Annotated in this window: 22 protein-coding genes and 2 pseudogenes; 11 read left to right on the top strand and 13 right to left on the bottom strand. The window is 34.6% G+C overall.

Translation table 11 applies throughout. The features are described 5' to 3' along the window. Nucleotides 1-169: 169 nt before the first annotated feature. Both ACNO7W_RS01460 and ACNO7W_RS01455 read right to left on the bottom strand, forming a co-directional pair. Nucleotides 170-724: a group II intron maturase-specific domain-containing protein gene (locus tag ACNO7W_RS01460; RefSeq protein ID WP_417936733.1), complete on the bottom strand. Its 555-nt coding sequence runs from the start codon at nt 722-724 to the stop codon at nt 170-172. A 45-nt stretch (nt 725-769) separates the two neighbouring features. Beyond that, nucleotides 770-1,307: pseudogene (locus ACNO7W_RS01455) on the bottom strand (reverse transcriptase domain-containing protein); the annotation flags it as partial. Between the two features lie 187 nt (nt 1,308-1,494). Here ACNO7W_RS01455 and ACNO7W_RS01450 point away from each other — a divergent pair. Then, nucleotides 1,495-1,674: a hypothetical protein gene (locus tag ACNO7W_RS01450; RefSeq protein WP_417936731.1), complete on the top strand. Its 180-nt coding sequence runs from the start codon at nt 1,495-1,497 to the stop codon at nt 1,672-1,674. 510 nt (nt 1,675-2,184) lie between these two features. Here the strand turns inward: ACNO7W_RS01450 and ACNO7W_RS01445 are convergent. Continuing rightward, nucleotides 2,185-2,385 (bottom strand): annotated as a pseudogene (locus tag ACNO7W_RS01445) (50S ribosomal protein L27); the annotation flags it as partial. A gap of 108 nt (nt 2,386-2,493) precedes the next feature. Between ACNO7W_RS01445 and ACNO7W_RS01440 the strand changes: the two are divergent. Continuing rightward, a complete protein-coding gene (locus tag ACNO7W_RS01440; RefSeq protein WP_417936730.1) occupies nt 2,494-3,660 on the top strand; it encodes an ATP-binding protein in 1,167 nt (388 codons plus the stop codon). Nucleotides 3,661-4,152: 492 nt separating this feature from the next. Here the strand turns inward: ACNO7W_RS01440 and rpmA are convergent, their stop codons facing one another. After that, nucleotides 4,153-4,419, bottom strand: a complete 267-nt coding sequence (rpmA, locus tag ACNO7W_RS01435; RefSeq protein ID WP_026709571.1) for a 50S ribosomal protein L27 — start codon at nt 4,417-4,419, stop codon at nt 4,153-4,155. A gap of 23 nt (nt 4,420-4,442) precedes the next feature. Continuing rightward, on the bottom strand, nt 4,443-4,865 hold the full coding sequence (rplU, locus tag ACNO7W_RS01430) for a 50S ribosomal protein L21 (protein WP_417936729.1): 423 nt from the start codon (nt 4,863-4,865) through the stop codon (nt 4,443-4,445). Between the two features lie 265 nt (nt 4,866-5,130). Between rplU and ACNO7W_RS01425 the strand changes: the two genes are divergently transcribed. Together ACNO7W_RS01425 and ACNO7W_RS01420 are read left to right on the top strand one after the other, a co-directional pair. Beyond that, a complete protein-coding gene (locus ACNO7W_RS01425) occupies nt 5,131-6,456 on the top strand; it encodes a M16 family metallopeptidase (RefSeq protein WP_417936728.1) in 1,326 nt (441 codons plus the stop codon). Nucleotides 6,457-6,469: 13 nt separating this feature from the next. Continuing rightward, a complete protein-coding gene (locus ACNO7W_RS01420) occupies nt 6,470-7,885 on the top strand; it encodes a M16 family metallopeptidase (protein WP_417936727.1) in 1,416 nt (471 codons plus the stop codon). 229 nt (nt 7,886-8,114) lie between these two features. Here ACNO7W_RS01420 and ACNO7W_RS01415 read toward each other — a convergent pair whose 3' ends face one another. Next, nucleotides 8,115-8,981 (bottom strand): DMT family transporter, encoded by an 867-nt coding sequence (locus ACNO7W_RS01415; protein WP_143385904.1) that lies wholly within the window; start codon nt 8,979-8,981, stop codon nt 8,115-8,117. A 105-nt stretch (nt 8,982-9,086) separates the two neighbouring features. Between ACNO7W_RS01415 and ACNO7W_RS01410 the strand changes: the two genes are divergently transcribed. After that, nucleotides 9,087-9,470 carry a heavy-metal-associated domain-containing protein gene (locus tag ACNO7W_RS01410; RefSeq protein WP_143385903.1) on the top strand — a complete coding sequence of 128 codons (384 nt, stop codon included), beginning with the start codon at nt 9,087-9,089 and terminating at the stop codon, nt 9,468-9,470. A gap of 64 nt (nt 9,471-9,534) precedes the next feature. Here the strand turns inward: ACNO7W_RS01410 and gldD are convergent, their stop codons facing one another. The 4 genes from gldD to mutY form a co-directional block, all read right to left on the bottom strand. After that, on the bottom strand, nt 9,535-10,098 hold the full coding sequence (gene gldD, locus ACNO7W_RS01405) for a gliding motility lipoprotein GldD (protein WP_143385902.1): 564 nt from the start codon (nt 10,096-10,098) through the stop codon (nt 9,535-9,537). Nucleotides 10,099-10,189: 91 nt separating this feature from the next. Beyond that, entirely contained in the window at nt 10,190-11,485 is a 1,296-nt protein-coding gene (locus ACNO7W_RS01400) for a gliding motility-associated protein GldE (RefSeq protein WP_417936726.1), read from the bottom strand. Between the two features lie 23 nt (nt 11,486-11,508). Continuing rightward, nucleotides 11,509-11,949, bottom strand: coding sequence for a single-stranded DNA-binding protein (locus ACNO7W_RS01395; RefSeq protein ID WP_143386061.1), 441 nt, complete (start codon nt 11,947-11,949; stop codon nt 11,509-11,511). A gap of 48 nt (nt 11,950-11,997) precedes the next feature. Beyond that, nucleotides 11,998-13,035: an A/G-specific adenine glycosylase gene (gene mutY, locus ACNO7W_RS01390; RefSeq protein ID WP_417936725.1), complete on the bottom strand. Its 1,038-nt coding sequence runs from the start codon at nt 13,033-13,035 to the stop codon at nt 11,998-12,000. Nucleotides 13,036-13,168: 133 nt separating this feature from the next. Here mutY and ACNO7W_RS01385 point away from each other — a divergent pair, with 133 nt between their 5' ends. The 4 genes from ACNO7W_RS01385 (at nt 13,169) to ACNO7W_RS01370 (ending at nt 17,106) form a co-directional block, all read left to right on the top strand. After that, entirely contained in the window at nt 13,169-13,459 is a 291-nt protein-coding gene (locus ACNO7W_RS01385; RefSeq protein ID WP_016989051.1) for an HU family DNA-binding protein, read from the top strand. 314 nt (nt 13,460-13,773) lie between these two features. Continuing rightward, a complete protein-coding gene (locus tag ACNO7W_RS01380; protein ID WP_417936724.1) occupies nt 13,774-15,318 on the top strand; it encodes an Rne/Rng family ribonuclease in 1,545 nt (514 codons plus the stop codon). Between the two features lie 283 nt (nt 15,319-15,601). Beyond that, the gene (locus ACNO7W_RS01375; RefSeq protein WP_143387521.1) at nt 15,602-15,880 is read left to right on the top strand and encodes a helix-turn-helix domain-containing protein; all 279 of its coding nucleotides are present in this window, start codon (nt 15,602-15,604) and stop codon (nt 15,878-15,880) included. Between the two features lie 2 nt (nt 15,881-15,882). After that, complete coding sequence (locus ACNO7W_RS01370; RefSeq protein ID WP_417936723.1) at nt 15,883-17,106, top strand: type II toxin-antitoxin system HipA family toxin; 1,224 nt, start codon at nt 15,883-15,885, stop codon at nt 17,104-17,106. Nucleotides 17,107-17,348: 242 nt separating this feature from the next. Here ACNO7W_RS01370 and ACNO7W_RS01365 read toward each other — a convergent pair whose 3' ends face one another. Next, nucleotides 17,349-17,792, bottom strand: a complete 444-nt coding sequence (locus tag ACNO7W_RS01365) for a nucleoside deaminase (protein ID WP_417936722.1) — start codon at nt 17,790-17,792, stop codon at nt 17,349-17,351. A gap of 38 nt (nt 17,793-17,830) precedes the next feature. Here ACNO7W_RS01365 and ACNO7W_RS01360 point away from each other — a divergent pair, with 38 nt between their 5' ends. After that, the gene (locus ACNO7W_RS01360) at nt 17,831-19,612 is read left to right on the top strand and encodes a 1-deoxy-D-xylulose-5-phosphate synthase (protein WP_417936721.1); all 1,782 of its coding nucleotides are present in this window, start codon (nt 17,831-17,833) and stop codon (nt 19,610-19,612) included. A gap of 37 nt (nt 19,613-19,649) precedes the next feature. Further along, nucleotides 19,650-20,690 (top strand): DUF3078 domain-containing protein, encoded by a 1,041-nt coding sequence (locus tag ACNO7W_RS01355; RefSeq protein WP_417936720.1) that lies wholly within the window; start codon nt 19,650-19,652, stop codon nt 20,688-20,690. 4 nt (nt 20,691-20,694) lie between these two features. Here the strand turns inward: ACNO7W_RS01355 and dgt are convergent, their stop codons facing one another. Together dgt and ACNO7W_RS01345 are read right to left on the bottom strand one after the other, a co-directional pair. Continuing rightward, nucleotides 20,695-22,041 carry a dGTP triphosphohydrolase gene (dgt, locus tag ACNO7W_RS01350; protein WP_417936719.1) on the bottom strand — a complete coding sequence of 449 codons (1,347 nt, stop codon included), beginning with the start codon at nt 22,039-22,041 and terminating at the stop codon, nt 20,695-20,697. Nucleotides 22,042-22,366: 325 nt separating this feature from the next. Beyond that, nucleotides 22,367-22,828, bottom strand: coding sequence for an Lrp/AsnC family transcriptional regulator (locus ACNO7W_RS01345; protein ID WP_143387530.1), 462 nt, complete (start codon nt 22,826-22,828; stop codon nt 22,367-22,369). Nucleotides 22,829-22,862 lie beyond the last annotated feature (34 nt).

The raw sequence follows: 22,862 nt of genomic DNA, 5'->3' as shown, positions 1-22,862 counted from the left end.
CCAACTATAAGGCTTTGCGGTCTGTTGCCCACTAACCCACAGAGTAAGCCTTCCATTATGTTTCTGTTCGTTCAATCACAGTTTTACCTCCAGCTTCCTTCAGATTTGAGATCGCCCTCAACACCCTTGCTCTCGGCTAACGATTCCCATTGGCAGGCTCGTTCGGGACTTACACCCTATAGATATTATGGTATGCGTAGCGCAATCGAGTAGGTAGGGGGATTACTCCCCCGCCCTCTCCCACCACCGTGCATGCTCTCGCACACGGCGGTTTCTTTAGACTTTTGAACCTCTCGTAATGCCATGCAAGGTTATACAAGCCTTGTTCTTCAAACCATTTGTTATTCATTGCATGTTGTACTTGTGGACTTCCTGACTTTCGCCAGTGTCCTTTTCCAGACTTCGCTATCAACCAAGCGCTCCATTTCTTTACACCCAATTTCTCTAGAAATTGTTGAAACGTAAATACCCTCTTGCATTGTTTTATTCGGTAGCATCGAAGTTTTCTTCGTATCCAACCCTCTAAGTTTTGCATTAATTTTGAGCAGCTTGCATATTGAAAATACTGCAACCATCCACGCAATACTGGGTTTAGTTCCGAAACAACTTGCTCAAAACTTCTTCCTCGATTGCGTTTGGTGATTAGTCGAATTTTCTCTTTGAAGCGTTTTTGATTTTGCTTTGAGATACTTAAGCCCCCTCCTTTTTGGATTGTGTATCCCAAAAATTTGGTTTGATTTACATCACAGGCTTTGCTCTTGTCTTTGTTTACAACAAGTTTTAGTTTGTTTTCGATAAAGTTACTTACCGATTGCATTACCCGCTCTCCCGCCTCTTGGCTTTGTACGAAGATATTACAATCGTCTGCATAGCGAACAAATTTATGCCCCCCGTTTTTCCAATTCCTTGTCCAATTCATCCAAAACTATGTTTGATAATAATGGGGATAATGGACTCCCTTGTGGCGTACCCTCTAAGCGTTGGCTAACGATTCCGCCTTTCATCATTCCGGTCTGAAGATATTTACGTATTAGCTTCAATAGAATCCTATCTCCAATTCTTGTTGATAGTTCATACATTAATCTGTCGTGATTTACTAAGTCGAAGAATGTTTTAAGGTCAACATCAACAACCTTATTTCTCCCTTCTTCTACGTATTCACTTGCTTTCTTCAAGGCTTGATGTGCATTGCGTTTTTCTCGAAAACCGTAACTATGCTCTGAAAATGTTGGGTCGTAGATTTGAGATAATACTTGAGCAATGGCTTGCTGTATTATCCTATCCGTTACCGTGGGTATTCCCAGCATGCGAGTTCCTCCATTGGGTTTGGGGATTTCTACAAGTTTGACCGCCATGGGTTGATACGTTCCTAACTGCAAGGATTTGACGAGATTTTCTCCTTCAACCTTGAACCAGTCCGCAAAGCCTCCAACTGCCATTTGGTCAATTCCTGCAACGCCCTTGTTCTGCTTTACCCGCTTGTAAACACTACGTATGTTTGTCGTAGCGCAAATTACTTGCATTAAATTGCAATTTGCTAAGGCTCGTTCTTGTTGTCCTGCTCCTCTTACTTGCGACTCCTTTCTTTCGCTTGCTCCGCTTACGGTTTCACAATTCTCAGAATGGCGTGCAGCATTCGAATTGTCTCCATTGAGAGGAAACAATTCTGTCTGATATGCTATACCTTGCTGTCGCTTCATAAGCTGAATTTCTAACTAACTGCTCCTTAAATCTAAAGATTCAGACCTTCATCCAAGGTGTTAACGCCTTGCTTACTATGTCCTCTGCTGACTTCTTCAAACTCATTTGTTCATATCACTATAAACATAGTTCCTTTGGAACAACTTTGAAGACCTCTCGGGATAAGGCTCGTTTTCTTTCCGTGGGTTCCGCCTAATTTACTGTATGGAGTTACGTTTGAATTTTGGGCTTTCGCAATCTATGGCTCGCTTGCCCCCCTCCAAGTCAGCCTTATATTAGATTTCTGTTCGTCAGAACCTCACTTTTGCTGATGGCTTCTTTCAGATTCTACCTCACGATAGACACCCTTGCCAATTGCTAACACTTCCTATCAACTCGGCGTGTACAGAGACTTGCACTCTGCTAGAAAAAGACCATGCCCGACATACCAACAAAAAACCCTCTTCTCACGAAACGGGTTTTTTTAATAATTGAGAAAATCAATTATGCTTCAACTTCAAATGGAAGGATAGAAACATAAGATTTATTATCTCTTTTCTTTTGGAACTTAACAACTCCATCAACTCCTGCGTGTAGTGTGTGATCTTTACTAATGTAAACGTTTTCACCTGGATTATGTTTTGAACCTCTTTGTCTTACGATGATGTTCCCAGCAATAGCAGCTTGACCACCAAAAATGGTAACGCTAAACGGTTAGATTCGTTTGAATGAATATACTTCATCAAAATCGAATCTTGTTATTTTTATTTTTAAAATTTGTAAAATTAGGAATTAAATTCCTAATTTTACAAGATGATACCAAGAGCACTTACCATAAAAATTTCGGAATTAATAGAAAAATTTCCAATTATTGCCATTACAGGCCCCAGACAATCTGGCAAAACGACCTTGTCCAAAATACTGAAGCCCAACTATAAATATGTGAATTTAGAAAATTTATCGGACAGAGAATTTGCCAAAACGGATCCAATCGGGTTTTTAGAAACGTATAAAAACGGAGTTATTATTGACGAAATTCAAAATGTACCCAGTTTATTTTCTTATTTGCAAGTCGTAACCGATGAAAGAAATAATAATGGAGAGTATATTATTACAGGTTCGCAAAACTTCCTTATGATGGAGCAAATAGCACAATCACTGGCAGGAAGGGTTGCCATTTTTTCGCTTTTACCTTTATCTTACAGTGAATTAAAAAACAGCATTTATACTCCAAAAACATGGGAAAGCTATGCTATATCGGGTTGCTATCCGAGGAAAATAATTCAAGACATTAGTGCAACAGATTATTATGGAAATTATATAAAAACGTATATAGAACGAGATGTTCGTTTGCTTAAAAACATAACAAATTTAGACTTGTTTCAAAAATTCATACAATTAATAGCTGGAAGAGCAGGGCAGCTATTTAATCAAAGTAGTTTAGGAAACGAATTGGGTTTGGATAACAAGACTATTAATTCTTGGTTTTCATTATTAGAAACTTCTTTTATTGCTTTTAGATTACAACCATATCATTCCAACTTTAATAAAAGAATCATTAAAACCCCTAAAATATATTTTTACGACACTGGATTATTATCTTATTTATTGGGGATTCGTAACGAAAATGATTTAGAATCTCATTTTGCCAAAGGTGCTATATTTGAGAATTTAGTGATTTCTGAATTGCAAAAAAATGCTATTAATAGTTCTGCTAATGCGAAATTTTTCTTTTGGAGAGATCACTCCCAGAACGAAGTAGATGTAATTATAGAATCAGGAATGCAACTGGATGCGATTGAAATAAAATCAGGAAAAACAATCAATCAAAACTTTTTTAAAGGGCTTGATTTTTTTAAATCCTTAAACGAAAAAACAAACTTACATCTGATATATGGAGGTGTGGAAAATCAAGAAAGAAGTAAATATAAAGTTAGCACTATTTATAATTTACCAGATATTAAGGAATTTAATTCCTAATTATCATAAATTATTATTTTTTTGCAGTCACCGTTTTTTCATCCAAACACGCGAATACCTTAGCCACAACTCCTGTCAGTTCAAGCGGATTTTGACCGCTAAAATATAAATACATTTCTTTGGCGGAATATGTCTCTAGTTCGATTTTGCAGATTTACAATCTAAAAAACTGTAACGGTAAGAAAGTTGTAATTATTTATAATATTAAAATAAAAATGTAAATCTTAACGAGTACATATTACAAATCCATATTATTGTGTAAAGAAATTCCAATGTAGAGATGCACTGCAGTGCATTTCTACTATGATAACTACGACAACAACCAATCAATAATTTATTCTAAAAAACTAAACGGATTAAATATAAAAACCTTTCATTTCCCTTTTGGCTCCCTCTCCTTCGGAGAGTCCCGAGGCTTCGGGATTGGGGTGAGGAAAACAAAAAACCCGTTAGCCTAAGCAACGGGTTTTGTAATAATATAAATCGCAGTAATTATGCTTCAACTTCAAATGGAAGGATAGAAACGTATGATTTATTATCTCTTTTCTTTTGGAACTTAACAACTCCATCTACTCTTGCGTGTAGCGTGTGATCTTTACTGATGTAAACGTTTTCACCTGGATTATGTTTTGAACCTCTTTGTCTTACGATGATGTTCCCAGCAATAGCAGCTTGACCACCAAAAATCTTAACACCTAAACGTTTTGATTCTGATTCTCTACCATTCTTAGAACTACCGACACCTTTCTTGTGAGCCATGACGTATTAGTTTTATTTTGTTATTATTCTTGTGTATCTTCTTTTTTAGCTTTAGCTACTTTTTTCTTAGGAGCTTCTACTTCTTCTGTAGTTGCTTCAACTGCTGCTTTCTTAGGAGCTGCTTTTTTAGCACCAACACCAGTAATACCTTCAATTACAATTTGAGTAAGATATTGTCTGTGACCGTTTCTCTTTTTGTATCCTTTTCTTCTTTTCTTTTTGAAAACGATAACTTTATCTCCTTTTAAGTGTTGTAACACTTTAGCTTCTACTGAAGCACCTTCTATAGCTGGGGCGCCTAAAGTGATTGTTCCATTGTCGTCTAATAAAAGAACTTTGTCAAAAGAAATTTTTGAACCTTCTTCATTAGTCAAACGGTGAACATAAACCTTTAAGTCTTTGCTTACTTTGAACTGTTGCCCTGCTATCTCTACGATTGCATACATACTGAATTGTTTTAATAATTTTTAAGGTTGCAAATATACGATTAAATATTTATCCTGCAATCCCTTAAGTAAAAAAATACTTTGCCTATTTCAAACTTTGTCTTTCAACAGTTTATCCACTCTTAAAACAACATTAATCCAATCAAAATTTGTTAAAATTAACCGAAATTTTAAATCATCAGACAATCATGACTAAAAAAAGGTATTTTTGAAGTAGAAATATTTTTCGTTTTTATCTATTGCAAATAGAAATGTATTAATCCGTATGAAAAAATTAATAATAATGTTAAGTACTGCGCTTATGCTGGGAGGAATAGCTTCGGCTCAAAAAATAGCTTTCGAAGAGTATGATTTAGACAATGGCATGCATGTCATATTGCACAATGATCCATCGGCACCGGTCGTGGTAACCTCCGTAATGTATCATGTAGGCTCTAAAGACGAAACACCGGACAGAACAGGATTTGCCCATTTTTTCGAACATCTTTTATTCGAAGGAACCGAAAATATCAAACGAGGCGAATGGTTTAAAATCGTCACTTCGAATGGCGGAATAAATAATGCCAACACCTCTGATGACCGCACTTATTATTATGAAGTATTTCCTTCTAACAATTTAGAATTGGCACTTTGGATGGAATCCGAAAGACTAATGCATCCCGTAATCAATAAAATTGGCGTTGATACTCAAAACGGGGTGATAAAAGAAGAAAAAAGAAGTCGCTTTGATAATCAGCCCTATGGAAACATTATTGGAGCCGTAAAAGAAAATATATTCAAGAACCATCCGTATCGCTGGACCACTATTGGCTCGATGGAACATTTAGACGCTGCCACTTTAGAAGAATTTCAAGCTTTTAATAAGAAGTTTTATATTCCAAACAACGCCGTACTGGTTGTCGCAGGAGATTTCGAAAAAACAAAAGCTAAAGAATGGATTCAGAACTATTTTGGATCAATCCAAAAAGGGAAAGAAATAAAAAAACAAACTTTTGTTGAAGAACCGATTACACAAACCATAAGAGCAACATACGAGGATCCAAATATTCAAATTCCAATGGTTGTGGCTACTTATAGGACTCCTTCGATGAAAACAAGAGATGCCAGAGTCTTGGATTTGATTTCGTCCTATTTAAGTGATGGAAAAAGCTCAAAATTATACAAGAAAATCGTTGATGATAAAAAAATGGCGTTACAAATAGACGCTGTTGGTTTGAATCAGGAAGATTATGGCATGTATATTTTGTATGGTTTACCAATGGAAACACATACTTCTGCCGATTTAATAAAAGAAATTGACGAGGAAATTGTAAAAATCCAGACCGAATTGATTTCTGAGAAAAATTTTCAAAAATTAAAAAATACGTTTGACAATCGCTTTGTAAACAAAAATGCAACCTTAGAAGGAATCGCCGAAAATCTAGCGACTTACTATTTGCTTTATGGTGATGTCAACTTAATTAATACTGAGATTAATCTATTTCATTCCATAACACGTGAAGAAATTAGAGATGTAGCCAACAAATATTTAAATCCAAATCAAAGACTTATCTTGAATTATGTTCCTTCAAAAGCAGAGGCTCGAAATTAAGACATTTTCAACCATGAAAAAAACAACTATTCTATTATTCATTTTGTTCATAACAGGAATCATGCAGGCACAAAATCGTCCACAACCCAAACCCGGAGTTTCTCCAGTCGTAAATATAAAAAAACCACAAACCTTTATTTTAGACAATGGTTTGAAAATAATGATTGTAGAAAATCACAAATTACCCCGAGTAACTTTCAACCTTGCATTAGACAATGCGCCATTTGCAGAAGGGAATAAAAAAGGTGTTGATGAATTATGCAATAACCTGATAGGAAACGGAAGTGTAAAAATCGCAAAGGACGCCTTCAATGAAGAGATTGATTTTTTAGGTGCCAATATCAACTTTAGTTCACAAGGCGCATACGCCAGTTCTCTTTCCAAATATTCAGGAAGAGTTTTAGAACTTATGGCTTACGGGGCATTACATCCAAAATTCACACAAGAAGAATTCGACAAAGAAAAAGCCAAATTATTAGAAGGGCTCAAAGCCCAGAAAAAAAGCGTTCCTGCAATTGCTAACAGAGTCGTTGATGCGCTTGCCTTTGGAAAAAACCATCCTTCTGGTGAATACATGACCGAGGAAACACTTAAAAACGTCACACTTGCTGATGTTGAATCTAATTATTCAACCTATTTTGTGCCCGAAAATGGATATTTAGTGATTATTGGAGATATTAAATATGATGATGTAAAACCTATTGTTGAAAGACTTTTTGGTCCATGGGGAAAAAGAAGCACGCCAAAACTGACGTATGCCACACCGCAAAATGTGCCGTTTACCCAAATCAATTTTGTAGATGTTCCCAATGCCGTACAATCGGAGATTTCATTGGTGAATACCGTAAATTTAAAAATGAGCGATGCTGATTTTTTTCCCGCAGTTATTGCCACTTATATTCTTGGAGGAGATTACAGTAGTTATTTAAACATGAATTTAAGAGAAAAACACGGCTGGACATATGGTGCAAATGCAATCATTGGCACTGGAAAATACGTAACTAAATTGAGAGCAGCTTCTGCTGTAAAAAGTATCGTTACTGATAGTGCCGTTGTAGAGTTTATCAAAGAAATTAAAAAAATCAGAACCGAAAAAGTATCAGCAGAATTACTTAAAAACGTAAAAGCCGGATACATTGGACGATTTGTAATGCAAGTAGAAAAACCACAAGCAATAGCACGATACGCCTTAAACATAGAAACCGAAGATCTCCCTGCTGATTTTTATGAAAAATACATCAAAACCATAAATGCCGTAACACCAGATGATATTCTTCGTGCCGCCAACAAATATTTCCTTATAGACAATACCCGAATCATAATCGCAGGAAAAGGATCGGAAGTGATTCCTGGATTGGAAAAACTAAAAATCCCTATATTTTATTTTGATAATTATGGCAATCCAGTAGAGAAGCCGGTTTACAAATAAAAGAAAATACTTATCCTTATGACCACCTAAAATTTGAAATAGCACACGGATGTCACAGATAAAACGGATTTACACAGATTTTTTGAAGATAGTAAAAAAGAAATTAGTGAAAATTCGTGTAATTTGTGGCTAAAAAAATCAGGTGTAATTACAGACAAGCATATAAAAGAATAACAATTTTCAATGTCAACTTCAAACTTTCTGAATACTGTAATCTGAATACTGAACACTATTTCTTGGCTGACAAATAAACTCCAATTAAAATAATAAAAGCACCAAAAAATTGAACCGGCGTAAGCATTTCATTATCTAATAATCCCCAAAAGAAAGCAACTACAGGAATCAAATACGTTACTGAAGTGGCAAAAACGGGTGAAGACATTTGTATCAGTTTAAAGAAAAGAATATTGGCAATTCCAGTTCCCACCACTCCCAAAATCATGATAAACAAAACCGAATGTTGCACTTTACCGACATGGATTACATCGAAAAAACCAGAGAAAAATAAAATACTTATTGTTGGTAACAACAGAAAAGCAAAATTACCGGTAGTAATGCTCAACGGACTCAAATCATGCAAATATTTTTTTAACAAATTGACATTCACAGCATAGCAAACAGAAGCAATTAGAACTAAAATAGCGTAATAGTAATTTTGTTCCGGATGATGAATAGCGCCATTCAAAATCAACAAAGCGCTTCCAATTAAGCCAATTAACACTCCAAAAAATTGATTTCGCCTAAACTGTAATCCAAACGCCAAAGTTCCCAAAACTAAAGTATTTAAAGGCGTTAAGGAATTCAGGATCGAACTTACGGAACTGTCGATTTCGGTTTGGGCAATTGCAAAAAGATAGGCTGGAATAAATGTCCCAAACATAGAAGTTAAGGCAATATATTTCCATTTTTCTTTTGGGATTTTTGCTAAACTTTTAAAACCTATCAACAAAAGAAAAACCGCAGCAAAAATGATTCGCAAGGATCCTAATTGTAAAGCAGTTAAGCCGACCAATCCTTTTTTTATCAATATAAATGAACTTCCCCAAACCAAGGCAAGAATCATCAAGTAAACCCACTTCAATTGTTTCGAATCCATAAACATAATTTTGCCCCAAAATTGTAATTATTTTATGAAATACCGTACCTTTTTTTTATTAATTTTGTGGCTGATTATTAGATAATTAATTTAAACTCCATGAAAATGAATTTCACAAAATCAATAGCAGTTATAGTACTTGCCAGTCTTTTGTTTGTAAGTTGCAAAAAAAACACTGTAGAAACTACTTCGACGACAACGGCTTCAACAGAAACAACTGTACCGAAAGTTAAAAAAGAAATTGCAACCGCCAATCTGCAAACCGCGAGTTTCAAAGTAGAAGGAATGTCGTGTGCTATAGGTTGTGCCAAAACAATTCAAGAAGATTTGACCGGACTTGAAGGAGTTCAAAAAGCAACGGTAGATTTTGATACAAAATTAGCTACCGTAACTTTTGACAAAACGATTCAAACTCCAGAAAAATTAACTAAAGTTGTAGAAGCCGCCGCAGATGGTAAAACATATACTGTTTCGAATATGAAGTCGTAAAATACGACTTTTACATTTTCATAAAAAAAGCATTCGTCTGGTGGCGAATGCTTTTTTTATGAAATTACTTCCACTTCAAAGTTTCCATCAACCGTTGCATATCGTTTTTGATATAACTTGCAGCCGGCATAATGGAGTCAAAATTAGGTTTTGTATAGAAATAAACGGAACCCGTTACAAAATGTTTGGTACTGTCCGTTGCATAAAATTGTGAGTTGGTTGCCGCATTCCCATCAACCTGATAAAACATGCCGTACACCTTTTTGCCGGGATTCAAATACGGCTGTTCCAGAATATCATCCGCTTTTATAACATGCTCATAGGTTAACTTTTGAGCATCACGCAATAATTTATCGATATCATTATTCACCGGTTTATACGTCAGATAAATAGTGGCTTTCATTTTTGGATACGAAATAGTAAACCCACAATTTTTCTCCCCTTTAATAACAGCATCCGAATTCATTTCGAAAGCAAATGGGCATTCGTTTTCGAAATTTACATATTTTGCTTCCGGATAATCCAACCGCAAATAGCTTGATGGTTTGGGCACAACATCGTCTTTACAACTAAAACTCAAGAATGACACCAATACCATTATCGAAAAAGTGATTATTTTTTTTAACATTTTTATTCTAAATTTATTTAATCTTTTATTTTTCAAAAGAAACACATTCCGCAATGATTCCCCTTCCTTCGGAGGGGGTTAGGGGGAGGAATTAATCAATCGTTACTTTTATTTGTTTAATTCGTTTTTTATCTACCGCTTCTATCGTGAACAGACAGTTTTTAAATGAGATTTTTTGATCTTTTTTTGGAAAATTCCCTAAAATTTCAAGAATAAATCCGGCTAATGTCTCGGCTTCCCCTTTTTTAATTTCGAATAAATCTTCATCTACATCAATAATTCTGTAGAAATCTTTGAGATTTATTTTCCCTTCAAAAAGATAATTTTTATCGTCAATTTGAGAAAAATTAATATTTTCATCATCAAATTCATCACTGATATCACCAACGATTTCTTCGATTACATCTTCTAAAGAAACCAAACCGGAAGTTCCGCCGTATTCATCAACAACAATAGCCAAATGACTTTTCATACTTTGAAAATCTTTCAGCAAGTTGTCCAGTTTTTTATTTTCAGGAACAAAAAACGGTTCTCTCAATAATGACTTCCAATCAAATTCACTCGTATTTATATGAGGCAATAAATCTTTCACAAACAAAACGCCTTCTATTTGATCAATATTATCCCGATAAACTGGAATTCTGGAATATCCTTTTTCTATAATTTTTGGGCAAATAACTGAGAAAATTTCATCTATTTCTAAAGCAAAAATATCAATTCTGGGACTCATAACTTGCTTCGTATCTGTATTCCCAAAACTCACAATTCCTTCTAATATTTTTTGCTCTTCTGAAGAAGTTTCATCTGAGGCTGTCAGTTCCAGCGCCTGAGACAATTGATTGACGGAGAAGTTTGTTTTTTGTTTCCCTAATTTATTATGCAAATAGATAATGGCAGCGCGCATGGGCAAACTTATTGGAGAAAGTAATTTATCAAGTCCCGCAACGGGATAGGCAATCAACTTAACAAACTTAATGTTGTTTCTGCTGGCATACACTTTTGGCAAAACCTCTCCAAATAGCAACAATAGAAAAGTCACTACAATTACTTCGAGAATGAATTTTAAAATAGGTGAAGTTATAGCGACAAATAAATTTCTTCCAACAAATGAAAATAAGATTACAACTCCAATGTTGATGAAATTATTAGCAACAAGAAGTGTCGCTAATAGCTTTTTTGGTTTTTCTAAAAGTTCAGAAATGATTTTTCCTTTTGAAGCATTTCCTTCCAAAGTTTCGTCAATGTCTTTTTGTGACAACGAAAATAATGCTACTTCTGCTCCTGAAACTATTGCAGAACAAAAAAGTAAGGCAAATATCCCGACAAAACCAAACACTAAGTCAGTGTCTATGGCGTAAGCAAAAAATAAACTGGGCTCTGGATCCAAATTAAAAAAGATTAGTTAAACAATCAAAACGGCAAATCATTGACCGGCAAACCGTTGTTTTGAGGGTCAAAGTTAGCGTTTTTTACGGATTCTGAATTTTGGTTTTGTTTGTTATTCTCGTTATCCTTCTTAGTGGATAAAAAAGTAAATTCGGTCACTTGAATTTCGGTTGTATATTTAGTTGATCCGTCTTCCGCTTGCCACTGACGTGATTTTAATCGCCCTTCAACATATATTTTATCTCCCTTTGAAAGGTACTTTTCACAAAGTTCGGCCGCTTTATTGCGCACAACCAAATTATGCCACTCTGTAGAAGTGATTTTTTCGTTGGTTGTTTTATTAATGTAAACCTCATTTGTTGCCAATTGAAATCTACCGATACAATTTCCTCCATCAAAATAATGCATTTTGACATCATCCCCAAGATGACCTATCAGCATAACTTTATTCAACGTTCCGTTCATAATATAGTAGAATTGTATTTCTACCAAAGATACATTTTTTTAGAAACTTTATAAATCCTTTTCAATAAAATTATGAATCACAATTGGGAATGGAAACATTTTCAAATCGGTACTGTTTATTCCGTTTTTGATGGCTCCTTTTATATTCACTTTCCAAAACTTGATATATAAATGTTGGTGTGATAATTTATGAATGATGCTTTTTTCGTTACATTCAGCAACACTTATAATTTCATAATTAGTCCCAAAATCTTTTTGTATTTGTGTTGAAATAAAATCGAAGTCTTCTTCCTTTTCGGTTTCAATCAAAGGAAATTCATACAAATTGTGCCAAATTCCTTTGTCAGTTCGCTTTTGAATTATTGTATTATTATTTTCATCATTAAGAACTAAATAATTAAAAAAGCGATTCCTTACTTTGAGTTTCTTAGACTTTACAGGCAATTGATCAACTTTGTTTTTTTGCAAAGCGACACAACTTCCGTTAAAAACACAAATACTGCAATTAGGACTTTTAGGAACACATTGCAAAGCCCCAAACTCCATGATGGCTTGATTAAAAATGGCTGGATTATCTTTCGGCATTAATTCAAAAGCCAGAGCAGCAAATTCCTTTTTGGCGGAAGCCGCAGCAATATTAGTTTCTATATCAAAATAGCGTGATAAAACCCGAAATACATTCCCATCAACAACAGGAACCACTTCATTGTAAGAAAAAGAAGCAATTGCAGCTGCGGTATATTCTCCAATTCCTTTTAATTTCAATAAGTCCTTATAAGTAGTAGGGAAAACTCCCGATAATTCATCCGCTACATGTTGAGCCGTTTTGTGCAAATTTCGGGCACGAGAATAATATCCCAAGCCTTGCCAAAGTTTCAAAACTTGTTCTTCATTGGCTTTCGCCAAATCAAAAACAGTAGGAAACGCAGCTGTAAAAGACAGGAAATAAGGCATTCCTTGAGCAACCCGTGTCTGTTGCAACATGATTTCCGAGAGCCAAATAGAATAAGGATTGGTAGTATTTCGCCAAGGCAAATCGCGCTTGTTACGTAAATACCATTGTATTAACAAGTTAGAAAAAGTCATGTTTTAATTATTTGTTGGCAAAAGTAAAAGTTTATGTTATTAAAATTTAATGAATTAGCTTGAATAATTGTTTTTTAAATTCCTATATTTGCAAACTCAAAAAAATAGTACAACATAATAAATAGGAAAGAAAATGACGAAAGCAGATATCGTAGCAAAAATTTCAGAAAAATTAGGTCTTGAAAAAGGAGATGTGCAAGCAACTGTAGAGACTTTTATGAATGAAGTAAAAAATTCATTAGAAACTGGAGACAATGTTTATTTAAGAGGTTTTGGAAGTTTTATCGTAAAAACTAGAGCGGAGAAAACAGGTAGAAATATCTCTAAAAATACAACAATAAAAATTCCTGCACACAACATTCCAGCCTTCAAGCCTGCAAAGGTTTTTGTTGAAGGAGTGAAAATAAACAACGAAGCAAAATAATATATTAATTAATCATAAATCTTCAAGATATGCCAAGCGGTAAAAAAAGAAAGAGACATAAGGTAGCGACTCACAAACGTAAAAAAAGAGCGAGAGCTAACCGTCACAAAAAGAAAAAGTAGTTTTAAAACTACTTTTTCTTTTTAAACGTTCATTGAAATCGAAAGTTAGTAATCAGTATTCCGTTTTTAGTATTCAGTTAACTGCGTACTTAACACTGCAAACTGCCAGCTAATTTTCCCCGGGTTCAATACCTGTTAAAATATTGTTTAATCCATTTGTTCGCCTCGGCGAATAGATAAAAAATTTACAGCGTGAATAAAGAATTAATCATTAGATCTAGTTCTGAAGCAGTAGATTTTGCCTTATTAAAAGATGGAAAACTAATTGAATTACACAAAGAAGAAGAAAAAAGCAACTTCCAAGTAGGTGATATTTTTATTGCCAAAATTAGGAAACCCGTTGCTGGACTTAATGCTGCTTTTGTAAATGTAGGCTTCGAAAAAGATGCTTTTTTACATTATCACGATTTAGGCCCTAATTTATCTTCCCAACTGAAATTCATAAAACTTGTAAGCGCAGGTAAATTAAAAGATTTCTCCCTAAAAACCTTTCAGTTTGAAAAAGAGATAGATAAAGATGGTACTATTACTGATGTAATAAGTGCTAATCAATCTATTTTAGTACAAGTCGTCAAAGAACCTATATCTACCAAAGGTCCAAGAATAAGCGCTGAGCTTTCTCTTGCCGGAAGATTTATAGTTTTAGTTCCGTTTTCTGACCGCGTTTCTATTTCTCAAAAAATAGAAGACAAAAAGGAAAAAGAACGATTGAAACGATTGGTACAATCCATCAAACCAAAAGGATTTGGTGTTATTGTTCGCACAGTAGCCGAAGGCAAAAATACAGCCGAATTAGAAAAAGATTTGCAGAACCTGCTAAGCAGATGGACTGCAATGTGTAAAAAATTACCAACTGCTCATCATCCGTCCAAGGTATTAGGAGAACTCAACAGAGCTTCTTCTATATTAAGAGACGTATTTAATGATACCTTTAGTGGTATTCAAATTGATGATGAAGAGTTGTTCAACCAAACGAAGGATTATTTGCAAGAAATTGCACCTTCAAAACAATCAATTGTTAAGTTTTATCAATCAAATGACACGCCTATTTTTGAGAAATATAACATAGAGAGACAAATCAAAACTTCTTTTGGAAAAACAGTATCCATGAGTAAAGGGGCTTATCTTATTATCGAACACACTGAAGCTTTGCACGTTATAGACGTCAATAGCGGAAACCGTTCTAATAAGGCTACCAACCAGGAAGATACGGCCATGGAAGTGAATATGATTGCCGCTGCTGAAATTGCAAGACAATTGCGTCTTCGTGATATGGGTGGTATCATTGTAGTTGATTTTATCGATATGTCAAATCCTGAAAATCGTAAAGTTTTGTTCGAATTCCTAAGGGAAGAAATGAGCGATGATAAAGCAAAACATAAAATCTTACCTCCGAGCAAATTTGGATTAGTTCAAATTACAAGACAAAGAGTAAGACCAGAAGTAAACATTAAAACTAGAGAAGAAGATCCAAACAATGAAAATGCGGAGATTGAAGCTCCGATATTAATCATTGATAAAATTGCTTCCGATTTAGAAAGAGTTTTAAAAAACCACAAAGAAGTGGTACTTAATGTACATCCATTTGTGGCCGCATACCTTACCAAAGGTTTTCCATCATTACGTTCAAAATGGTTTCTTGAACATAAAAAGTGGGTGAAAATCATACCTCGTGACGCTTACACGTATTTAGAATATCATTTCTACGATAAAAAAGAAAATGTTATTATAGAATAGATTCTGAAATAAATTCAGAATAAAAAACCGCCTTTCGTGAGATTGGCGGTTTTTTTATGCATTATTGCGAAAGAAGCGAGGCAATCAGAAGCAATTTACTTCGTCAGTTCGCTTCGCTCGTGTCCAATTATTCGTTTCAAATAAAATTCACTGAACTCCTATAAAAATAAAAGTATAGTGAAGCAATCTGGCTTAGTACATGGTTTTATGACTAATATTTTTAGATATTATATTAGCTATTTATACATAAAAACTATATATTTGACTAATATATTAGCTATAAATGAAAAATTATTCCATAAACAAAACACCTTCGCAAGTTCAATTGGAACTAGCTGAAAGGTTGCGGGAAATTAGGAAAGATAAAAAGGTATCACAATCAGAATTGGCAGATAAATCAGGAGTTTCGTTGGGAAGTATTAAGAGATTTGAGCACACAGGAGAAATATCTTTAGCATCGTTACTTAGACTGGCACATCTTTTTGACAGATTAGATGATTTTGATGCCGTTTTTAAAACCAACGAGGATTTGAAAGAAATAGAAAAATTATTTAACCGATAATTATGGAAAGAATCCAGAAAATAAAAGCATTTCTAAATCTGGATGATGCTAAAACCGAAATTGGAACTATGGCAGAAAACCAAGGCAAAATCTATTTCAAATACCATCCGGATTTTATTTTATGCGGATTAGAAATTTCCCCTTTTAAAATGAAATTGTCCAATGCCATTTTAGCACCAAAAGAAACTCATTTTGAGGGGCTCTTTGGTGTTTTTTCAGATTCTATTCCTGATGGTTGGGGCAGATTATTGTTAGATAGAAAATTACTCTCCATGGGAGTCAATTTAGACGATATTACTCCGTTAGACCGATTGGCTTACATAGATAAAAACAGTGTTGGAGCGATTTCTTACGAGCCTGAATATGTAAACAGCTACACTAATTTTAATGCGGTAGATTTAGATCAGATTTCCAATGAAATTGAAACCGTTCTGAGCGGAACTTCAGAAGATGTAATTGAAGAACTATTTAAACTTGGCGGTTCATCGGGCGGTGCAAGGCCAAAAATATTGGTTGGATTTAATCCAAATACCAAAGAATTGCTTTATGGAAAATCTGATTTACCGGAAGGTTTTGAACATTGGATAGTAAAATTTCCATCTTCTAATGATTTAGCTGACATTGCTTTAATTGAATATACTTACAATCAAATGGCGCAAGCTGCTGGAATCGAAGTCAATGAATTTCGATTGTTTAAAAGTAAAAAAGGCAGGTATTTCTTTGGAAGCAAACGGTTTGACCGAATTCATAATGAAAAACTTCATTTGCATTCTGTAGCTGGATTATTGCATGACAATTTCAGAATGAGCACTTTAGATTACGGACATATTATGGATTGCGCTTTCACATTAGAAAAAGACTTTAATGTTTTTATTAAAGTCCTACGATTAGCCACTTTCAATGTTTTAGCTCATAACCGAGATGACCACAGTAAAAACTTTTCTTTTTTAATGGATAAAAACGGTCATTGGAAATTGGCACCTGCTTATGATTTAACTTTTTCCAACTCGTCTTATGGTTTTCACAGTACAACCGTTGCAGGTGAAAGTAAAAATCCAACTTTGGAACATTTGACAGTATTAGCCAAACATTTCGGAATTAAAAATCCTAACCCCATTTTTGAAGAAGTAAAAGGAGCTATTTCTCAATTTGGTATATTAGGAACAAATAATGGAATTAGTAAGGATTCTATGAAATTGATAAGTGGCAGTTTGAGATTCAAATAAAACTAAAAACCGCCTTTCGTGAGATTGGCGGTTTTTTTATGCCTTTTTTTAGAATTTATCCTAATAAAAATAAGGAGCTATTTACTTCGTCAGTTCGCTTTGCTCGTGTCCAGCTACACGTTGCAATCTTATATACCAAACGACTGAAAACAAGTGTTTTACTTCAAAAAAAGTCCGCTGAACTCCAATAAAAATAGAAATTAAGCGAAGTAATCTGGGCTAGGGAATTTGGATAAATAGAATTATTTTCTTCTCTCCACAAAAAATCGCTTCATCAACTCCGAAGCTTCCTCAGCCAAAACTCCTTTTACAACAGTAGTTTTAGGATGCAATTGCGTTCCCATTTTTGTAAAACCACGATTTTCATCGGTTGCACCAAAAACAATTTTAGAAATCTGACTCCAATACAAAGCGCCAGCGCACATTTGACAAGGTTCTAAGGTCACATAAAGTGTACAACCGATTAAGTATTTGCCTCCCAGAAAATTCGCAGCAGCAGTAATAGCCTGCATTTCGGCATGAGCCGTTACGTCAACAAGCATTTCGGTAAGATTATGACCTCGTGCAATCACTTTATTATCAATGACAATAATAGCTCCAACAGGAATTTCATCTTTTTCAAAAGCCATTTCAGCTTCCTGCAAAGCTTTTTTCATAAAATATTCATCAGTGAAAGGATTTATCATAGTTACAAAAATAAGAATTCAATTCGTACATTTGCTTTATGTCAGATAATTTACTTTCAAACATAAATAACCCAGCCGATTTACGCCTGCTCGACGAAGCCCAACTTCCTCAAGTCGCTCAAGAGTTACGTGATTTCATTATCGATATCGTCTCTGTAAAAGAAGGACATCTTGGCGCAAGTCTTGGAGTTGTAGAATTGACCATTGCTTTGCATTATGTTTTTGAAACACCAAACGATTTATTGATCTGGGACGTAGGCCATCAAGCCTATGGACATAAAATACTGACGGGCAGAAGAGAAAATTTTCATACCAATCGGCAATTGGGCGGTATTTCCGGTTTCCCAAAAAGAAGTGAGAGTATTTACGATGCTTTTGGCGTAGGCCACTCCTCTACTTCTATTTCGGCAGCTTTAGGAATGGCAATTGCTTCTAATTTAAAAGGCGATCATAACAAACAACACATAGCAGTGATTGGAGATGCCTCTATCGCCTCAGGAATGGCTTTTGAAGGACTAAATCACGCTGGAGTTACTGACGCTAATTTATTGGTAATTCTCAATGATAACGCCATCGGTATTGATCCAAGCGTAGGCGCATTGAAAAAATACCTGACTGCTGTAAAAGAAGGAAAAAACCCGAGGCAAAATAATATGATTAGGTCCCTGAATTTTAATTATTCAGGACCAATAGACGGGCATGATATTTTTGCTGTTATAAAGGAATTAAAGCGTTTACAAAAAATTAAAGGCCCTAAGTTCCTTCACATTATTACTACCAAAGGAAAAGGATTGCAACAAGCCGAGGACAACCAGGTAAAATACCATGCCCCAGGGAAATTTGACGCAAACACAGGTGAAATCCATATAAAATCCGAAGAAAATTTACCTCCAAAATACCAAGATGTATTTGGCTTGACCCTACTAGATTTAGCTAAAAAGAACGAAAAAATTATTGGAATCACGCCTGCAATGCCGTCAGGAAGCTCCTTGAAATTTATGATGGATGCATTTCCAAAACGGGCGATTGATGTGGGAATTGCCGAACAGCATGCAGTTACATTAGCAGCAGGAATGGCAACACAAGGCATGATTGTTTTTTGCAATATTTACTCTACTTTTTTACAAAGAGGTTATGATCAGGTGATTCATGATGTGGCTTTACAAAATCTACCGGTTATTTTTTGCTTAGACAGAGCCGGATTAGTAGGAGAAGATGGCGCAACACATCACGGTGTTTTCGATTTGGCTTATTTACGTTGCATTCCCAATATGATTGTTTATGCTCCGATGAACGAAATAGCCTTACAAAATATTCTATATACAGCACAATTGGGATTAAATCACCCTATTGCCATTCGCTATCCACGTGGTCGTGGTGTTATTGCAGATTGGCAAACTCAACATCTTGGGAAGTATGAAAAAATAGAAATTGGAAAAAGTATTTGTATTAAAGAAGGTTCGAAAGTAGCCGTTTTATCCAACGGAACAATTGGTAATAATGTTACTTTGGCTATAGCCAAAATGCCCCATCCAATAACAATTGCACATTACGATTTTCCTTTTGTTAAACCATTAGATAAAAACGCATTACATTCCATTTTTACTGAATTTGCAACTATAATCACAATAGAAGATGGCGTTATCAAAGGCGGTTTTGGAAGTGCCTTTCTCGAGTTTGCATCGGAGAATAATTATACCTCAAAAATAACCGTTCTTGGTATTCCTGATGAATTTATTGAACAGGGAACTGTTACCGAATTACAACAATATTGCAAAATTGACGTTAAAAGTCTTGAAATACTTTTTTCAAGTTATTAAAACAATTATTTTGCACCCTTAAATTTAATACGCTTTTATGAAATTACTGTCCCACGCCTTACTCTTCTTTTCACTAACAATTTCTATAAATAGTTTTTCTCAAGAGACATCAACAACACCCATAATAGCTGGGCTTACACCTACAACAGCACTTGTAAAAGTAACTACATTCACACCTTTAGCAGTTGCATTAAAAATACACCCGCCAATCCCTATAATTACTGTATCTCCTTGGACAAAAAAAAATAGTTTAGGTTTCTACCTCTCTGAAATTGCTTTTGTTAATTGGAGTGCCGGGGGAACAAGTTCCATATCCGGATTGATTAAAGGTGATTTTTCAAGAGTTTATGCCAAAAAAAATCGCAAATGGGTAAACGAACTTATTATTCGATATGGTTTAAATAAACAAGACGGAATTGAAGTACGGAAATCCGATGATGCATTACAATTTAACTCCACATTTGGTTATAGAAAAGACACCATAACCAATTGGTATCACAGCGCAAAATTCAATTTTAATACACAGTTCACAAATGGATATTCCTACCCAAACAAGGAAATTGCCATTTCAAAACCTTTAGCCCCAGCATACGCATTTATGGGTGTAGGTGCTGAAAATGCAAATAAAGATAAAAAAAGAATATTCTATATCTCACCGTTTACTTTTAAAACAACCTTAGTTTTGGATCAAAGATTAGCCGACCAAGGTGCTTTTGGTGTAGCAAAAGCCATTTATGATAGTAACGGGATTTTAATTTCTGAAGGTAAAAGATCAAAAACAGAACTTGGTTTTTTAATGACCAGTCTTTACAAAAAAGAAATTTTAAAAAACGTCAATATAGAAAACCGCATAAGTATTTACTCTGATTACATTAATAATTTTGGCAATGTTGATGTCGATTATGATTTATTATTGGACTTAGTCGTAAACCAATATGTAAAAGCAAATATTGGCACGCGAATAGTTTATGATGATGATATAAAATCCAAAAAGGAAATTGACGGTAAACAAGTTACCGAAGGTGCAAAAATACAACTGAAACAACTGTTAGGCGTAGGAATAGTGTATGCTTTTTAAACCGTTACGATTTTTTTCTGCCATTAATGGTTTCGAACAATTCGAGTGCATTTCCATCAGTCAAAAGAGACACATAATGACAAATATGGAGTAATCTCCCATAAAGATTTTCTTTTTCCAAATGATGCTTCTCCGGCAACATTTTTAAAATTAGCGCATCATAATTGGAAGCATTTCCATTGAATTTATTGTTAAAAGCTGTTATAAATTTATCCAACAAAGTTTGAATAATCTGATAACCCACAATTTCTTTCTCTATTACTTCCCGACTTTGATAGATATTTTTAACGCTGATTTTGATAATATCATCCATTTGTGCTTTATACTTACTCTTGTCCATTATAGCGTAAGGAAATTTTCCAGCCAAAATTAATGCTTCATTTTCGATAAAAACTTTAACCGCATCATTTATTAAACTCCCAATTGCCAAAGCTCGCAAATAGCTAATCCTGTCTTCTTTGGTTTCTAAAGTCTTATATTTGGAAGTATCAATGCTGTCTTTTACCAATTTTATCAAATATTCCAAGGCAAAATCCTCAGAAACCAAACCTAAATTGATACCGTCTTCAAAATCAATAATAGTATAACAAATATCATCTGCCGCTTCAACTAAATAGGCTAAAGGATGTCTTTCAAAACCTATATTATCTCCTGATTTATTCGGAATTAAACCCATATCATTAGCCACATCTTGAAAAAAGGCTTTGTCGGTTTGAAAGAAACCGTATTTTTTATCGGCAATGTCTTTGGTTGGTTTTTTCGGCAGACTTTCTTTTGGATATTTCATAAAAGCACCAAGAGTCGCATACGAAATTCGGAGTCCGCCTTCGATTCCGGGACGACTTGCAGTCAGTACTGAAAATCCATTGGCATTTCCTTCAAAATCAATTAGATCTTGCCATTCTTTTGCAGTAAGCCGGTCTTTGTATTGCAGTCCTTTCCCAATGGAAAAATATTCTCCAATCGCTTTTTCACCAGAATGCCCAAAAGGTGGATTACCAATATCATGAGCTAAAGATGCTGCAGCAACAATAGCCCCAAAATCATTCATATGATACCCATGAACCTCTTTCAAATGCGGGTATTTTTCTATGATTTTTTTACCAACTAATCGTCCTAATGAACGTCCCACAACTGAAACTTCCAAACTATGTGTTAATCTGGTATGTACAAAATCAGTTTTCGACAACGGAATAACTTGTGTTTTATCCTGTAAACTTCTAAAAGCGGACGAGAAGATAATACGATCATAATCAACTTCAAAACCCAAACGGGTATCGTCTTGTTCTACACGCAATCTTTTGCCTTTGTCGCCTTGTCGTCTTAGTGATAAAAGTTGTTCCCAGTTCATTATGATTTATGATTTCAGATTAACGAATTTTGATTTCAGATTTAAAAGAACCAAAAATACATTTTATTTTAAGATTTTCTTAAGCAACAGGGCATTCGCTTTTAAAAAATTTGTTATTTCAATTATTCAAATTTTATAAAATCTGCTGGATCTGCTAAATCTGCGTGCCTATATTTTCACGCAGATTTACGTAGATTCTAAAATAAAAACCACTTAAAAAATTAATTCATCTTACAGATTAAAAGCTGTTAATTCTAAAAGCGAATGCCTTGCTTAAGCAATTAAAAATCTCTTAACCCCAAATTAATAAAATAATTTCGCGCTGTTAAATAGCTAATGCCGTACTGTGCTTGATTTCTCCCATCACAAAAACACTTTGAGTATTGCCTATATTCTCAATAGTCGATAATTTATTCATTACAAAATCCTGGTAACTGGACATATCTTCAACCAAAATTTTCAGCATAAAATCATAATCCCCTGCTATATTGTAACATTCTATAATTTCAGGAAGGGCTACAATATCTTTTACAAAATTACTTCCCACATTTTTGGCATGTTCCTTTAGCCGAACATTACAAAAAACAGTCATTCCAAGATTTAATTTTTTCTTATCTAACAAGGCAACATATTTCATAATATAGCCATCTCGTTCCAATCTCTTTATACGTTCATAGACTGGTGTAACCGTCAGAAATAATTTACCGGCAAGCTCTTTAGTATTGATATTCGAGTTTTCTTGCAGGTGTTTTAAGATTTGCAAATCAATGTTGTCAATATTTTCCATAGTATTTTTTACTGTTAAAAATCATTTTCAAAGT

This window comes from Flavobacterium sp. ZB4R12, assembly GCF_048276375.1.
GTDB lineage: Bacteria > Bacteroidota > Bacteroidia > Flavobacteriales > Flavobacteriaceae > Flavobacterium > Flavobacterium gawalongense.
This window is presented reverse-complemented; position numbering and strand designations above follow the sequence as displayed.

What these genes read in the sequence shown, in the direction of transcription:
- ACNO7W_RS01420 (WP_417936727.1), top strand. Translation starts at nt 6,470, where the DNA reads ATGAAAAAAACAACTATTCTATTATTCATTTTGTTCATAACAGGAATC.
- ACNO7W_RS01450 (WP_417936731.1), top strand. Translation starts at nt 1,495, where the DNA reads ATGTTTGTCGTAGCGCAAATTACTTGCATTAAATTGCAATTTGCTAAG.
- ACNO7W_RS01385 (WP_016989051.1), top strand. Translation starts at nt 13,169, where the DNA reads ATGACGAAAGCAGATATCGTAGCAAAAATTTCAGAAAAATTAGGTCTT.
- ACNO7W_RS01365 (WP_417936722.1), bottom strand. Translation starts at nt 17,792, where the DNA reads ATGATAAATCCTTTCACTGATGAATATTTTATGAAAAAAGCTTTGCAG.
- mutY (WP_417936725.1), bottom strand. Translation starts at nt 13,035, where the DNA reads ATGACTTTTTCTAACTTGTTAATACAATGGTATTTACGTAACAAGCGC.
- ACNO7W_RS01425 (WP_417936728.1), top strand. Translation starts at nt 5,131, where the DNA reads ATGAAAAAATTAATAATAATGTTAAGTACTGCGCTTATGCTGGGAGGA.
- ACNO7W_RS01415 (WP_143385904.1), bottom strand. Translation starts at nt 8,981, where the DNA reads ATGGATTCGAAACAATTGAAGTGGGTTTACTTGATGATTCTTGCCTTG.
- ACNO7W_RS01410 (WP_143385903.1), top strand. Translation starts at nt 9,087, where the DNA reads ATGAATTTCACAAAATCAATAGCAGTTATAGTACTTGCCAGTCTTTTG.
- gldD (WP_143385902.1), bottom strand. Translation starts at nt 10,098, where the DNA reads ATGTTAAAAAAAATAATCACTTTTTCGATAATGGTATTGGTGTCATTC.
- ACNO7W_RS01375 (WP_143387521.1), top strand. Translation starts at nt 15,602, where the DNA reads ATGAAAAATTATTCCATAAACAAAACACCTTCGCAAGTTCAATTGGAA.
- dgt (WP_417936719.1), bottom strand. Translation starts at nt 22,041, where the DNA reads ATGAACTGGGAACAACTTTTATCACTAAGACGACAAGGCGACAAAGGC.
- ACNO7W_RS01360 (WP_417936721.1), top strand. Translation starts at nt 17,831, where the DNA reads ATGTCAGATAATTTACTTTCAAACATAAATAACCCAGCCGATTTACGC.
- ACNO7W_RS01440 (WP_417936730.1), top strand. Translation starts at nt 2,494, where the DNA reads ATGATACCAAGAGCACTTACCATAAAAATTTCGGAATTAATAGAAAAA.
- ACNO7W_RS01370 (WP_417936723.1), top strand. Translation starts at nt 15,883, where the DNA reads ATGGAAAGAATCCAGAAAATAAAAGCATTTCTAAATCTGGATGATGCT.
- rpmA (WP_026709571.1), bottom strand. Translation starts at nt 4,419, where the DNA reads ATGGCTCACAAGAAAGGTGTCGGTAGTTCTAAGAATGGTAGAGAATCA.
- rplU (WP_417936729.1), bottom strand. Translation starts at nt 4,865, where the DNA reads ATGTATGCAATCGTAGAGATAGCAGGGCAACAGTTCAAAGTAAGCAAA.
- ACNO7W_RS01395 (WP_143386061.1), bottom strand. Translation starts at nt 11,949, where the DNA reads ATGAACGGAACGTTGAATAAAGTTATGCTGATAGGTCATCTTGGGGAT.
- ACNO7W_RS01345 (WP_143387530.1), bottom strand. Translation starts at nt 22,828, where the DNA reads ATGGAAAATATTGACAACATTGATTTGCAAATCTTAAAACACCTGCAA.
- ACNO7W_RS01355 (WP_417936720.1), top strand. Translation starts at nt 19,650, where the DNA reads ATGAAATTACTGTCCCACGCCTTACTCTTCTTTTCACTAACAATTTCT.